The organism is Micromonospora sp. DT228 (assembly GCF_049841595.1).
Classification (GTDB): domain Bacteria; phylum Actinomycetota; class Actinomycetes; order Mycobacteriales; family Micromonosporaceae; genus Micromonospora.
This window is the reverse complement of record NZ_JBNCKO010000011.1, coordinates 171,257-184,486: the sequence shown is the minus strand read 5'-3', so window position 1 is coordinate 184,486 and position 13,230 is coordinate 171,257. Positions and strand designations below refer to the sequence as shown.

General features: G+C 72.7%; 10 protein-coding genes. 6 read left to right on the top strand and 4 right to left on the bottom strand.

All coding sequences use genetic code 11. The annotated features are described in order from the left end of the window. The first annotated feature begins 11 nt into the window (after nucleotides 1–11). The 3 genes from ACLQ29_RS22620 to ACLQ29_RS22610 all read left to right on the top strand — a co-directional run bounded on the left by ACLQ29_RS22620 (nucleotide 12) and on the right by ACLQ29_RS22610 (nucleotide 3,480). Nucleotides 12–1,226, top strand: a complete 1,215-nt coding sequence (locus ACLQ29_RS22620) for a Dyp-type peroxidase (protein WP_425773534.1) — start codon at nucleotides 12–14, stop codon at nucleotides 1,224–1,226. After that, nucleotides 1,223–1,819 (top strand): copper resistance CopC family protein, encoded by a 597-nt coding sequence (locus ACLQ29_RS22615; RefSeq protein ID WP_425773483.1) that lies wholly within the window; start codon nucleotides 1,223–1,225, stop codon nucleotides 1,817–1,819. The genes ACLQ29_RS22620 and ACLQ29_RS22615 overlap by 4 nt, the downstream gene beginning before the upstream one ends. A 197-nt stretch (nucleotides 1,820–2,016) precedes the next feature. Further along, entirely contained in the window at nucleotides 2,017–3,480 is a 1,464-nt protein-coding gene (locus ACLQ29_RS22610) for a PepSY-associated TM helix domain-containing protein (protein ID WP_425773482.1), read from the top strand. A gap of 106 nt (nucleotides 3,481–3,586) precedes the next feature. Here the strand turns inward: ACLQ29_RS22610 and ACLQ29_RS22605 are convergent, their stop codons facing one another. Continuing rightward, entirely contained in the window at nucleotides 3,587–4,720 is a 1,134-nt protein-coding gene (locus ACLQ29_RS22605) for a cupin domain-containing protein (protein WP_425773481.1), read from the bottom strand. A 13-nt stretch (nucleotides 4,721–4,733) separates the two neighbouring features. Continuing rightward, nucleotides 4,734–4,994 carry a hypothetical protein gene (locus ACLQ29_RS22600; protein ID WP_425773480.1) on the bottom strand — a complete coding sequence of 87 codons (261 nt, stop codon included), beginning with the start codon at nucleotides 4,992–4,994 and terminating at the stop codon, nucleotides 4,734–4,736. A gap of 199 nt (nucleotides 4,995–5,193) precedes the next feature. Between ACLQ29_RS22600 and ACLQ29_RS22595 the strand changes: the two genes are divergently transcribed. Both ACLQ29_RS22595 and ACLQ29_RS22590 read left to right on the top strand, forming a co-directional pair. Continuing rightward, a complete protein-coding gene (locus ACLQ29_RS22595) occupies nucleotides 5,194–6,786 on the top strand; it encodes a LuxR C-terminal-related transcriptional regulator (protein ID WP_425773479.1) in 1,593 nt (530 codons plus the stop codon). Next, nucleotides 6,786–7,613: a hypothetical protein gene (locus ACLQ29_RS22590; RefSeq protein ID WP_425773478.1), complete on the top strand. Its 828-nt coding sequence runs from the start codon at nucleotides 6,786–6,788 to the stop codon at nucleotides 7,611–7,613. Before ACLQ29_RS22595 ends, ACLQ29_RS22590 begins: the two co-directional genes overlap by 1 nt. A gap of 8 nt (nucleotides 7,614–7,621) precedes the next feature. Here ACLQ29_RS22590 and ACLQ29_RS22585 read toward each other — a convergent pair whose 3' ends face one another. Further along, a complete protein-coding gene (locus ACLQ29_RS22585; protein ID WP_425773477.1) occupies nucleotides 7,622–8,143 on the bottom strand; it encodes an aldo/keto reductase in 522 nt (173 codons plus the stop codon). 122 nt (nucleotides 8,144–8,265) lie between these two features. Between ACLQ29_RS22585 and ACLQ29_RS22580 the strand changes: the two genes are divergently transcribed. Beyond that, the gene (locus ACLQ29_RS22580; protein WP_425773533.1) at nucleotides 8,266–11,076 is read left to right on the top strand and encodes an AfsR/SARP family transcriptional regulator; all 2,811 of its coding nucleotides are present in this window, start codon (nucleotides 8,266–8,268) and stop codon (nucleotides 11,074–11,076) included. A gap of 20 nt (nucleotides 11,077–11,096) precedes the next feature. Here ACLQ29_RS22580 and ACLQ29_RS22575 read toward each other — a convergent pair whose 3' ends face one another. Beyond that, nucleotides 11,097–13,229 carry a peptidase domain-containing ABC transporter gene (locus ACLQ29_RS22575; RefSeq protein WP_425773532.1) on the bottom strand — a complete coding sequence of 711 codons (2,133 nt, stop codon included), beginning with the start codon at nucleotides 13,227–13,229 and terminating at the stop codon, nucleotides 11,097–11,099. Nucleotide 13,230: the final 1 nt, after the last annotated feature.

The following is a 13,230-nucleotide window of genomic DNA, read 5'->3' as shown; positions in this document are numbered from 1 at the left end:
AGGTCCGGCCGGTGAGCAGGCGTGGCCTGCTCACCGGCGGGGCTCTCGCCGTCGGCAGCGCCGTGGCCGGCGGGGCCGCGATCGTCGCGACCCGTGCCGGGCAGCCCGGACCAGAGTCGGTGGCCGCTGCCGACACGACGCCCGCGGCGAGCGTGGGCAGCCTGGTCGAGCCGTTTCACGGTGCCCGGCAGGCCGGGATCGCCACCGAACCGCAGGCGCACGCGGCATTCGTCGCGCTGACCCTGCGGGCCGGCACCGACCGGGCCGCGCTGGGTCGGATGCTGCGGCTGCTCACCGACGACGCCGCCCGACTCACCCAGGGCCAACCCGCGTTGGCCGACACCGAGGCCGAACTCGGGCTGCTGCCGGCACGGCTGACCGTGACCTTCGGCTTCGGGCCCGGCCTGTACCGGGCCGCCGGTGTCGACGATCGGCGGCCGACCTCGGTCAAAGACCTGCCCCCGTTCCGCGTCGATCGGCTCCAGCCGGCCTGGTCCGGGGGTGACCTGCTGGTGCAGATCTGCGCGGATGACGCGGTCACCGTCGCCCACGCCCAACGAGTCCTGGTCAAGGACAGCCGGCCCTTCGCCGTCGTCCGGTGGGTCCAGCAGGGCTTCCGGCGCAGCCCCGGCGTCGAGCCGGGCGGCCACACGCAGCGCAACCTGTTCGGCCAACTCGACGGCACGGCAAACCCCCGGCCCGGCACCCCGCTGGACACCGCCCTCTGGGTGCCGGACGGCCCGGCGTGGCTGCGCGACAGCACCACGCTCGTGGTGCGACGCATCAGCATGAACATGGAGACCTGGGACCTGCTCGGCCGCACCGATCGCGAACTCGCCATCGGGCGGCGGCTCGACACCGGCGCACCCCTCACCGGCACCGCCGAACACGACGAGCCCGACTTCGCCGCCACCGGCCCCGACGGGCTCACCGTCATCCCCGACTTCTCCCACCTCACCCGGGCCCGGGTCACCGACGACCGGCTGAAGATCCTGCGCCGGCCCTACAACTACGACGGCGCGCCGACGGCCGAGGGCCACGCCGACAGCGGGTTGATCTTCACCTCGTACCAGGCCGACATCGCCCGGCAGTACCTGCCCATCCAACGCCGGCTGGCCGACCGGGACCTGCTCAACGAATGGACCACACCGATCGGGTCCGCCGTCTTCGCCATCCCACCCGGATGCGCCCCGGATGGCTGGATCGGCGAGCAGGTGCTCGGATGACCCCGCCGACTTCAGACTCCACAACGCGCGTGCCGCCGCCCCGCCCCACCGCCGTCCGGCTCGGCGCGGCGGCGCTCGCCGTCCTCGTGGCGCTGCTCATTCCGGCCGCCCCGGCCTGGGCGCACAACTCGCTCACGTCGTCGACGCCGGCCCGCGACGCGACCCTCCCGAGCGCACCGACCGAGGTCACCCTCGAATTCATGCAGCGGCTCGACCCCACGTTCACCACGATCGTGCTCACCGACGCCGCCAAGCGGAAGCTCACCACCGGCGAGCCGGTGGTCGCCGGGGCGACGAGCACGGTCCAGGTGACCGACACACTGCCGAACGGCAGGTACACGGTCGCCTACCGGGTCGTCTCCGCCGACGGGCATCCGGTGCAGGGGTCGTACCCGTTCACGGTGGCCGACCCCGCGTCCAGCGCCGCGCCGGTCCCCGACGCCGGTACGCCGGCCACAACCCCGTCCGCCGCCGCCGCGGTCGAGACCGACGACGGCCCGGGTGCCGGCGTGCTCGTCGCGGGCGCCGCGCTGGCCGTCCTCGTCGTGGTGGCGGCCGGGCTGCTGTGGCGGCGGCGGTCCGCCCGCCGCTGAGCCGACCCGCTCTCGCGCGGTCCCGGCGCGCCGCGACGCCGGGCGCTGACCTCGGCGAATCGACCATCCACATCGCCGGGAACCGGCGGTGCCGGCGAGCCGACTACCAGACAGAGCCGACGCGACACACCACCGGGCGACCAGACCAGTACGGGAGACACCTTCGGGTGCATCCCGACTCTTCCGATCGGATCACCATGTCTCTTACCGAGTTGTCCGGTACGCCGACGCCAGCGTCGGCAGCGCCCGAGAAACCCGCCCGGCCGGCCCGGCGCCCGTCGCCGTTCGGCGCGCTGCTGCTGCGGCTGCACTTCTACGCCGGCCTCCTCGTCGCCCCGTTCCTGGTGGTCGCCGCGCTGACCGGCCTGGCCTACACCACCACCCCGCAACTCGACTCGATCCTCTACGGCGACAAGCTGACCGTCGCCCAGGTGGGTGACCGTCAGCTTCCGCTGGCCGAGCAGGTGGGGGCCGCGCGAAACGCGCACCCCACCGGCAGCATCACCGCCGTGCAGCCCGGCGACGGCGACCGGACCACAAAAGTGGTGTTCTCCCTGCCGGAGCTCGGCGAGAACCAGCACACCGTCTACGTCAACCCGTACACCGCCGAGTCCCAGGGGCAGCTCACCACCTGGTTCGGCTCGACGCCGGCCGCGACGTGGCTGGACGACCTGCACCGCCACCTGCACCTGGGCACGGTGGGCGAGCACTACTCCGAGCTGGCCGCGAGCTGGCTGTGGGTGTTGGCGCTCGGCGGGGTGATCCTCTGGTGGCGTCGACGCGGCGCGGCCCGAGCCACCGCCCGGCACCTGCTCGTGCCGGACCTGTCCACGGGTAGGGGTGTTCGCCGCACCCGGGGTTGGCACGCCACCACAGGTGTCTGGCTGGCCGTCGGTCTGCTCTTCCTGTCGGCCACCGGCCTGACCTGGTCGCGCTACGCGGGCGCGAACTTCGCCTCCGGTCTCGACGCGCTAAATGCCCGCACGCCGGAGATCTCCACAAGCCTCACCGCCGTCCCCGCCGCGCCGGGCGGTGGTCACCACCACGGTGACGCCGGGGAGGGCGGGACAGTCGAGTCGGCGGCCTTCGACCGGGTCCTGACCGTCGCCCGCGACGCGGGACTCTCCGGGCCGGTCGAGATCATCCCGGCGGCGGAGCCGGGCTTCGCCTGGACCGTCACGCAGATCGACAACACCTGGCCGGTCGCCAAGGACCGCATCGCCGTCGACCCGGCCGCCAGCACGGTGACCGCCCGCAGTGACTTCGCCGACTGGCCCCTGCTGGCCCAACTCAGCGGCCTGGGCATCCAGGCCCACATGGGCCTGCTCTTCGGCCTGGCCAACCAGATCCTGCTCGCCGCGCTGGCCCTCGGGCTGCTCTGCGTCATCGTCTGGGGCTACCGCATGTGGTGGCAACGCCGACCCACCCGCACCGACCGACGCGCCCTCGCCGGCACCCCGCCGGCCCGTGGTGGCGTACGCGGCCTGCCGCTCTGGGCACTGCTGATCGGCGTACCGGTGACCGCGGCGATCGGCTGGGCGCTCCCCCTGTTCGGGCTCACCCTGCTCGCCTTCCTCGTCATCGACGTCGTCGCCGGCGCGGTGTCCCGCCGCCGACGACCCGCCCAGGCGCCCGTCTCGCCGGCACCCGTCGGGAGGTGATCCGCCGGTCCGGCCGTCCGTTCGCGGACGGGCGGCCGGACGCCGGACCGTCCGGCCCGGACCGGACCGGCGGTCGCGGCGACCCCCGCGAGGGTGGGTCACCGGGTCAGAGCACCACCTGTTTGGTGGTCGGCAACTCGTCGACAATCGACTTCGGCACGTTTATCGTGTCCGCGATGATCTCGTGAGGTGTGTTGGCCATCCACTGCATCACCGAGATGTCCTCGAAGCGCGGATGCCGGAACATCTCCAGGAACACCAACGGCTCGTCACCGGTGTTCTCGATGTAGTGGCCGTACGCGAACGGCACGTAGCCGACGTCACCGGCCTGGAAGTCGAACGTGCGGGCGGCTGCCTGCGAGGCGAAGACGCCCATCCGACCGGTCCCGGAGATGTAGTACTGCCACTCGTCGGTGGTCGGATGCCAGTGCAACTCGCGCATCCCACCGGGCTCGACCTCGACGAGGGCGGCAGCGGTGGTCACGGACGCGGCGAAGTTCGTCGAGTCGGTGATCCGGACCGTCCCGCCCCGGAAACGCTGCGGCGTCTGTGCCGTCATCCGGTGTTTGAAGCTGCGCGGGATGTCGCCGGTGGGGCTGATCACCCGGTCCTGTTGCAAGGACGGTGGGACGTCGCCCTGGAAGATGTACTTCTCCCGTTCGGGCAGGTTCTCCATCTGCTCCATCGTCCAGCCGAAGTTCTTCGCGAGGACGTGCCGAGGCGTGTGGGCGAAGAAGTCGCTGAGCAGGAACGTGTTGTTCTCCGAGAAGGCGCCGTCGTTGAAGACCAGGAGGAACTGGGCGCCGTCGGCGAGCGCCTGGATGTTGTGCGGCACGCCCTGCGGAAAGAACCACAGGTCACCGGCCTTGACGTCCTCGATGAAGTTGCGTCCCTCGTGGTCGACCGCGCTGATCCGGCAACTGCCGCTGAGCATGTACGCCCACTCCGACTGCTGATGCCAGTGGATCTCCCGGTACGCGCCCGGCTCCAGGCCGAACTGGACACCTGCCAACTGCGTGGCGATGGGCAGGTCGCGAGTGGTGACCTCGCGGGTCCAGCCACCCTTCTCCACCCGGGTGTGCGCCTGCGAGAACGAGAACTTGAGGTTGGGCACCAGCCGGCTGTCGGTCGTGGGCGGCACCAGCAGATCGGGGTTCTGCCGCTCGACCTCCACGTTACGGCCCGCGAAGGGCGGGGCCCCCTGGTCGCCGCGGCGCGGCTGAGGATCGCTGTTCGCCATGATCGCTGTCTCCTTACTCCGGTTGGCCCGGACTGGGCGCGGAAAGGGATCCACCTCGCAGGCGTGGCCGGGACGGCAGCCCCAGGAAGATGCGCACCGCCGGCCAGCCGTACGTCACCGCGATCGCGGCGGGAACCGCTGCCGCGGTCGCCGCCAGCACCAGGCGGGTCCACGGCGGAGCGTGACCACCCGCCCCGGTGGTGGCGAGGAGGACGAGAGCCAGCAGTACGACCCGGAGTCGGTACCGGCCGGGCAGCTCAGTCGATGGGGTCATACAGTCGATGATCCGGGCCCAGCCGTCGCCGTCGCATCCCGTGATCGCGCCATTACCGCAGGTCAGATAGGGGACGGCGTGGGCCATCAAGCGCAATCGGGCCGGTTCGTCGATCTGGTCGCCCGCTCCGAACGCCGTGGCTAGGCTCGGTCGCAGGACGGCATGTCGACGCGCCGGGTAACCACCGGGGAGAACGCCATTGTCCGAATCATCCCTCGACGCCGGAACATCTCCGGCTGACGACCTCGCCGACGCCGAGCACCGACGGCGTCCGCTGTTCGCCGCGGCGGACCAACTCCGGTTCGCCGGAGGCGGGACGGCGGCACCGTACGCGGTGGCGGCCGAGATCGGCGAGCACCGGCACGGCGAGCGCAGCCGGGCCCAGGCGCTCGGGCACCTGACCCGGCTCGCGGCGCGGGAGCAGCCGTCGATCGCCCTCGCCGGCCTGCGGGAGGCGCTCGGCCAGGGCCTGGACGACCGGAGCCGGAGCACTCTGCTCGCCATGGTCGCCGCGATCGCGGCGCGCACCGGCCACCCGGACGCCGATGCCCTGCTCCGCGACGCGGGCACCGCGCACGCCGCCGCGGGCGACAATTCGTCCGCTCGCCACCTCGCGCTCGCTCGGGCCGCTCGCTCGCTGTCGCACGGCGATCTACCGGGCGCGGACGCCGTGCTGGCGGCCCTGGACCCCGATGCCTGGGTGGCACGACCGGAGGCCACGTCGATCCGGGCCGAACGAATCCTCGTCCATCTCGGCCTGGGCCGGCACCAGGACGCGCGGAGCGCGACGGCGGCGGACGAGACGGCCTCCCCCGACATCCTGATGAGCGGCAGACTGACCGCCCTGGACGGCCTACGGATGGTCGCGGTGGGAGAGTTGCCCGAGGCTGGCGCGCTGGCGGTCACGACGCTCGGGTCGGGCTCGACGGACCTCGGCGCGGAGGTGCGTGCCCTGCTGGTCGCGGTGATCGCCGAGGTCCACTACCGCCGCGGCGACCACGACGCCGCCCGCGCCGTCCTGCGCGGATGCCTCCGGGAGAGACGATGGCCGGACAGTACGATGTGGACTCCGGCGTTCTGTGTCGCGGTCCGCGACCCGGCCCTCCGCGAGCCGGCGCGCCTGCTCGACAGAGTGGTCGCTGACCTGCACCGGTCGGTTCGGTCGCTGTTGCCCGTGCCACAGTTCGGCCCTCGACTGGTGCGCGCGGCGATGGCCGTCGGCGACGCCCGGGCGGCCCGCCGGGTCACCGAACTCGTCGAGCTGGTGGCCACCCGTACCCCGGTTCCGCTGTGGCACGCGCTGGCCGCGCAGACCAGGGGTCTGCGCGATCGCGACCCGGACGCGCTGCGCTCGGCCGTCGACGGGCTGCGGACCACCGCCGCCCGGCCGGCGCTCGCCGACGCGTTGCTCGACCTCGCGAACACCCCTCGACTACGCCCGACCGAGGCGTGGGACGCCGCGCACGAGGCGGCAGCCCTCTACGCCCGGATCGGCGCGCCGGGCGACCAGGCGACAGCCGATCGGCGGTGTGTCGAACTCGCCGCCACCCCGCGGCACCGGCCGCCGGTCGACGGTGCGCCGCGGACCGGTATCGGCGCGCTCACCCCGGCCGAGGAGCGGGTGGCCGAGGTGCTGGCGGCCGGCGCCACGAAGAAGGAGGCGGCCGGCACCCTCTTCGTCTCCTTCCACACGGTGGACACCCAACTCCGGTCCATCTACCACAAGCTGGGTATCCACAATCGGATGCAGTTGGTGCGGGCCTGGGATCGGTACAAGGCGAGAATCGGCTGATGACCGACACGACCGACCTGACCCCGCTCGCCGAGGGCGTGGAGTGCGAGTTCATGTACGCCTACGAGTCGCGGGCGCCCGAGCCCGCGTACACCGATCTCGGGGTCGCGACCGCGCGCATCGGCGGCGGTGTCGCCCTCGCGATGCGCAACGACCCCTCCAGCGGGTACTGGAGCAAGGCGCTCGGCTTCGGCGTCACCGAGCCGTTCACCGTGCGGGTCCTGGATCGTGCCCTCGACTTCTACCGGGAGCAGGGCGTCGACCAGGCCGTCCTCCAGCTCGTCCCGGCGGTGCTGCCCGACGGCTTCGACGAGATCGCCGCGGCGCGCGGGCTCGAAGCGGGCAGCACCTGGGTCAAGCTCGCCGCCCGAGCGGGCGACGTCGCCGCGGCGCAGACCCGCCTGCGGGTCGGCCCGGTGCCGACGGCCGAAGCGCGGCGCTGGGCCGACGTGCTGCTCGCCGGCTTCGGCATGCCGGCCGGTGGGCTCACCGACATGCTGGCCGCGACCGTCGGCGAGCCGGCCTGGAGGCCACACGCGGCGTGGGACGGCGACGAGGTCGTGGCCGGCGGCAACCTGTTCCTGCACGGCGAGTCGGCCTCGCTCAACGCCGCCGCGACGGTGCCCGGTCACCGCGGCCTCGGTGCGCAGTCGGCGCTGATCGCCGCCCGCGCCCGAGCCGCGGCGGAGGCCGGATGCCGGTGGCTGTTCGCCGAGACCGGGAAACCCGCACCCGGTACGCGGAACCCGTCGCTGGACAACCTGCGCCGGGCCGGGCTGGTGCCGCTCTACGAGCGCCGCAACTGGGTCTGGCGGTCAACTCCCTGACGTCGCCGTCACTTCTCGCTGTCGAGCAGGTCCATCATCGGCGCGGCGTACCGCTGGCCGGAGGCGGCGCCGGCCGGCACGGCACGCTCGATCTCGTCCAACGCCTCCCGGTCCAGCACCAGGTGGGCCGCGGCCAGCGACTCGGTCAGCCGGTCTCGCCGCCGCGCGCCGACAAGCGGCACGATCTGCTCGCCCTGGGCCGCCACCCAGGCGATCGCCACCTGGCTCGTGGTCGCGCCCAGCCGCCGCGCGACCCGGCCCAGCCGCCGCGCGACCCGGCCCAGCGCATCCACGAGGCGCAGGTTCGCGGTCAGGTGTGCGCCCTGGAAACGAGGGCTGTTCGCCCGGAAGTCCGTGCCGGTCAGTTCGCGGTCGGCCGACCAGTGCCCGCTGAGCAGACCTCGGGACAGCACCCCGTACGCGGTCAGCCCGATGCCCAGTTCGCGCAACGCCGGCAGGATCGCGGCCTCCGGGCCACGGGACAGCAGCGAGTACGCGTGGAATCTCCGCGTCGGTCCGGGCCACTCCACCGGCCACCGGCGGGAGCCACCCGGCCAAATATGAAGACCATGTTCAATCGGTGCTAACGTCATTGATCGATGCTTAAACGATCGCCAGTCTCGGGCGGCCGGCACCGCGGGCCGAGGTGACGATGCCCCTCCACTTCGACCTACTCGGGCCGCTGACGGTGTCCCGGGACGGCCGACCGGTCGCCCTCGGATCGACGAAACAGCAGTTGGTGCTGGCTGCTCTGCTGCTCCGCCCCGGCGAGGCGATCTCCGCCCACGAGCTGATGACGATGGTGTGGGGCGACCAGCCCCCCGCCTCGGCCGCCGCGAACCTGCGCAGCTACCTGCGAGGGCTGCGCCAGGCACTCGACCGCGCTCCCGACGAGAGCCGTCGAATCCTCACCACACCTGGCGGCTACCTGCTTCGCGTCGAGCCGGACGAGCGGGACCTGGACCGGTTCGACGCGGCGGCGGAACGCGGACGGGCGGCGCTGGCGGCCGGCGACCCGGCGGCGGCGCAGCCGGAACTGGCCGTCGCGCTCGGCATGTGGCGGGGGTCCGCCTTCGCCGGGCTGCCGCTGCCCCGGCTCCTCACCAGCCGGGTCGCGCGGATCACGGAGCGGCGGCTGCTGACCGAGGAGGACCACGCCGCGGCGCGGCTCGCGCTCGGCGAGGCGGCCCAGGTGATCCCCCGGCTGCGCGCGCTACTCGACCGTCACCCGCTACGCCAGCGGGCCTGGGCCCAGCTCATGACAGGTCTCTACGAGATCGGCGACATCTCCGGGGCGTTGGCGGCGTTCCAGCAGGCCAGACGGGCGCTGGCCGAGGAGACGGGCATGGACCCCGGCCCCGAGCTGACGCGGTTGCACGACGACATCCTGCACCACCGTCTCGGACAGCGGTCCACGACGACCGGGCCGGCGGACGACGCGGCGCCGGGCCGCCCTCAGCAACTGCCACTCGCCCTGCCCGGCTTCGTCGGGCGCAGCGCCGAGCTCGGCCTCCTCGACGCGGCCCTCGGCGCCCGGCCCGAGCGGGCCGCCACCGTGGACATCGTCACCATCAGCGGCATGGCCGGCGTGGGCAAGACGACGCTCGCGCTGCACTGGGCCCATCGGGCTGTCGACCGCTTCCCCGACGGCCAGTTGTACGTCAACCTCCGCGGCTACGACGACGCGGACGCGGTGTCCCCCGCCGACGCCCTTGTCGACTTCCTCGATGCGCTCGGCGTGCCGGTCGGCCGTATCCCCAGCAGTGTCGACGCTCGGGCCGGGCTCTACCGCAGCCTGCTGGCCTCGCGCCGGATGCTCGTCGTCCTCGACAACTCGCGCGACGCCGACCAGGTACGGCCGTTGCTGCCCGGCGTGGGCCAGTGCGCGGTCCTGGTGACCAGCCGCGACCAGCTCAGCAGCCTCGCCGTGGCCCAGGGCGCCCGACCGCTGACGCTCGAGGTGCTGACGGCCGCCGAGTCGACGAGGCTGCTCCGCACCCGGCTGGGCGCCGACCGGGTGGCCGCGGAACCGGCGGCGACCAGCGAGATGATCGAATCGACGGGTCGCCTCCCACTCGCCCTGTCCATCGTGGCGGCCCGGTTGACCGCCCGGCCCACCTTCCCGATCGACGCCGTCGCGGCCCAACTACGCCCGTCCGAATCCCGGTTGGAGCAACTGGCCGACGGAGACGTCCGCCGGGTCTTCTCCTGGTCGTACCGGACGTTGAGCACCGAGGCAGCCCGCCTCCTGCGCCTGCTCGGCCTGCACCCGGGCCCCGACCTCACCGGAGACGCCGCCGCCGCGCTGCTCGGCCGCCCCCGCACGGCCGTCACCCCGCTCCTGCAGGAGCTGACCCGTCTGCACCTGTTGACCGAGCACCTCCCCCAGCGGTACGCCCTGCACGACCTGCTCCGGTCGTACGCGGCCGAGCTGGCCCAGGCATCCGACCTGGCCGAGGAGCGGCAGGCCGCCGCACGCCGGATGTACGACCACTACCTGCACAGCGCGCACCCCGGCGCGGTGTTGCTCCAGCCGACCTGGGCACCCATCGACCTGGAACCACCGATGCCGGCGAACGTGCACGTGCCGATGCCCGACCGGGTCGTCGCGGCGGCCTGGTTCCACGCCGAGCACCCCGTCCTGCTGCGGGTGCTGCGGCAGGCCGCGGACACCGGCTTCGAGCGGTACGCCTGTCAGCTCGCCTGGACCCTGGCCGCGTACCTCTCGCCCCGGGGCATGTTCCAGGAGCAGCTCGCGGCCCAGCAGGCGGCGCTCGCGGCGGCGCAGCGCATCGGCGACGTCCGGGCGCAGGCGCTGGCCAGCCGGATGCTCGCCCGCGCGCTCATGCGGCTCGGCGACGAGCACGCGGCCGAGCAGCACGTGCGGCGGGCGCTCGAGCTGTACGAGCAACTCGAGGACCTGGACAGCCTGGCGCTGATCCTGCGCCAGTACACCGAGCACTGCACCCAGTACGGCCGGCTGGACGAGGCGCTCAAGCACAGCGCGGAGGCGCTCCGGGTCTCGCAGCTCATCGGCAACAGGTACGCCGAGGCCCGCGCGCTGAACGTCAAGGGTTACCTGCACGCCCTGACCGGTGACTACCACCAGGCCGTCGTCGACTGCGCCGAGGCGCTCACCCAACAGGAGGCGATCGACGATCGCGTCGGGCAGGCCGCGACGTTGGACAGTCTGGGCTTCGCGTACCACCGGCTCGGTGACCCGGCCCGGGCGGCGGTCTGTTACGAGCAGTCCGTCCAGCGCTTCCAGGAGTCAGCCAACCGATATCACGAGGGGCTGACCCTCGTCCGGCTCGGCGAGGCGCGCGAGGCGATGGCCGACCCTCCCGCCGCCGCCGAGGCCTGGCAGCGGGCGATACGGATCTACGACGACCTGGGCAACCCCGCCGCCGAGGTGGTGCGACAGCTCCTGGCACGTGTCGCGCCCGGCCCGCCGGGTCGGTGAACCGGCGGGGCGACGTCCGGCTACAGCGGCCGGGCCGTCTGGAGCTGGTCGCGGATCAGCGCCTCGTAGTAGCGCCCGTGCGCGATCAGCTCCTCGTGCGTGCCCTGCTCCACCAGGGCGCCCTCCTCCATCACGCCGATCAGGTCCGCGTTGAGCACGGTGCTCAACCGGTGCGCGATGACGATCCGGGTGCACGACAGCGCGGAGAGGACCTCGTCCACCCGACGCTCGGTGACCACGTCCAGGTGGCTGGTCGCCTCGTCGAGCAGCAGCAGCGGCGGGTTGTGCACGAGGGCGCGGGCGAGGGCGAGCCGTTGCCGTTGGCCGCCGGACAGCCCTCCGCCGCCCTCGGTGAGACGTGTCTCGTACGCCATCGGCATCGCCATGATCTCGTCGTGGATCTGTGCGCGACTGGCGGCGAGGACGACCTCGTCGTAGGTCGCCGACGGGTGGCCGAGGGAGATGTTGTCGCGGACGGACCCGGCGAACAGGGCCGGCTCCTGGTTGACCATGCCACACCAGCGGCGCAGCTCGCGGAAGTCGAGGTCCTGCAGGAGACGCCCGTCGAAGCGGACCTCGCCCTCGCTGGGCACGTACAACCCGATGATCGTCTTGGCGAGTGTCGTCTTGCCCGAACCGGTCCGCCCGACGAGCGCCACCTTCGCGCCGGCCGGAATGGACAGGTCGACCCCGCGTACGGCCCAGGCGGCGTTGGCGCTGTAGCGCATGCCGACCCCGCTCAGGGTCACCTGCCCGGAGATGTCGCCCGGCGGCTGGGAGGTGGAGCGGTCCTGCTCGGCGGCCTCGTCCAGCACGTCCCGGATCCGTTCCAGGTGGGTGCCGACGGTCTGTAGTTGGCGGGCCGTGTTGACAAGTCCCATCAGCGGGGTGAGCACGGCCGCGGCGAGGGCGTTGAGCGCCAGCATGGTGCCCAGCGACATCGCGCCGGCGACGACCTGGTGTGCGCCGACCCACAGCAGGAGCAGCGGCGACCCCATCCGGAACACCCCGAGCATCGCCTCCAACCCGGTCTCCAACTGACGGCGGTGCAGCGAGGCGAACTGCCGGGTCTGGAACAGCCCGGACCAGCGGCCGAGGACCTGCTGCTCGGCGCCCATCGCCTTGACCGTCTCGGCCCCGGCCAGCACCTCGACCGCGTAGTTCTGCTCCTCGGCCTGCGCGGCGATGTCCCGGTGCGTTCGTTCCCGCATGGCCCGGTACGTCGCCACGATCGCGCCGAGTTGCAGCAGACCCAGGCCCAGCACCAGCCAGGCGTAGAGCGGCGCGATCGCCAGGAGCATGCCGACGTAGACGACGACGAACAGTCCGTCGAGGACGAGCGACATCGTCTGGCTGGTGACCATGTCACGGATGACGGTGTTGCTGGACATCCGCATCAGCAGGTCACCGCTGCTGCGCAGTTGGAAGTAGGAGTACGGGAGGGCGAGCAGGTGGTCGAAGAAGCGCCGCATCATGGTGTCGTCCATACGGGCGTGCAACACGTTGAGGACGGCGCCTCGGGCATAGGTGCCCACGCCCTGGGTGGCCAACAGCAGGAGCATGCCGAGGCCGAGGACGGTCAGGGCTTCGACCTGCCCCTTGCCGATCACCGTGTCGACCGCGAACTTGGTGATCAGTGCGGGCAGCAACACCGCCAACTGCAGCAGCAGCGAGACGACCAGGACCAGGGCGAGCAGCGGACGGGAGAAGGTCAGCATGCTGCGGGCGAACCGCAGCGAGGCCAGCCGCCCCGGTCGGGGACGTCGCTCGAAGTCCTCGCCCGGGGTGAGTTCGATGGCGATGCCGGTGAACCCCTCGCCGAACTCGTCGCGGCTCAACCGCCGCCGGCCCATCCCCGGGTCGACGACGACCGCGCCGCGTCGGTCCCACCGCTCCAGCACCACGTAGTGCCGGAAGTTCCAGTGCGCGATCGCGGGCAGCCGCAGCTGCGACAGAGCCTCGAGATCGACGCTGACCCCGCGGGCCCGCATGCCCGTCCTGCGGGCGAGTTGGGCCATCTGCAGCGCGGTGGCGCCGTCGCGGCCGATGCCCAACTGCTCCCGGCACTCGGCCACGGAGGTCCACCGCCGGTAGGCGCTGAAGACCATGGCCAGGCACGCGGCACCGCATTCGGTGGCGCTCATCTGGAGCATG

Bases quoted from the DNA above. Each gene is read 5' to 3' on its own strand.
- ACLQ29_RS22615 (WP_425773483.1), top strand. From the start codon at position 1,223: ATGACCCCGCCGACTTCAGACTCCACAACGCGCGTGCCGCCGCCCCGC.
- ACLQ29_RS22610 (WP_425773482.1), top strand. From the start codon at position 2,017: ATGTCTCTTACCGAGTTGTCCGGTACGCCGACGCCAGCGTCGGCAGCG.
- ACLQ29_RS22605 (WP_425773481.1), bottom strand. From the start codon at position 4,720: ATGGCGAACAGCGATCCTCAGCCGCGCCGCGGCGACCAGGGGGCCCCG.
- ACLQ29_RS22600 (WP_425773480.1), bottom strand. From the start codon at position 4,994: ATGACCCCATCGACTGAGCTGCCCGGCCGGTACCGACTCCGGGTCGTA.
- ACLQ29_RS22590 (WP_425773478.1), top strand. From the start codon at position 6,786: ATGACCGACACGACCGACCTGACCCCGCTCGCCGAGGGCGTGGAGTGC.
- ACLQ29_RS22580 (WP_425773533.1), top strand. From the start codon at position 8,266: ATGCCCCTCCACTTCGACCTACTCGGGCCGCTGACGGTGTCCCGGGAC.
- ACLQ29_RS22575 (WP_425773532.1), bottom strand. From the start codon at position 13,229: ATGCTCCAGATGAGCGCCACCGAATGCGGTGCCGCGTGCCTGGCCATG.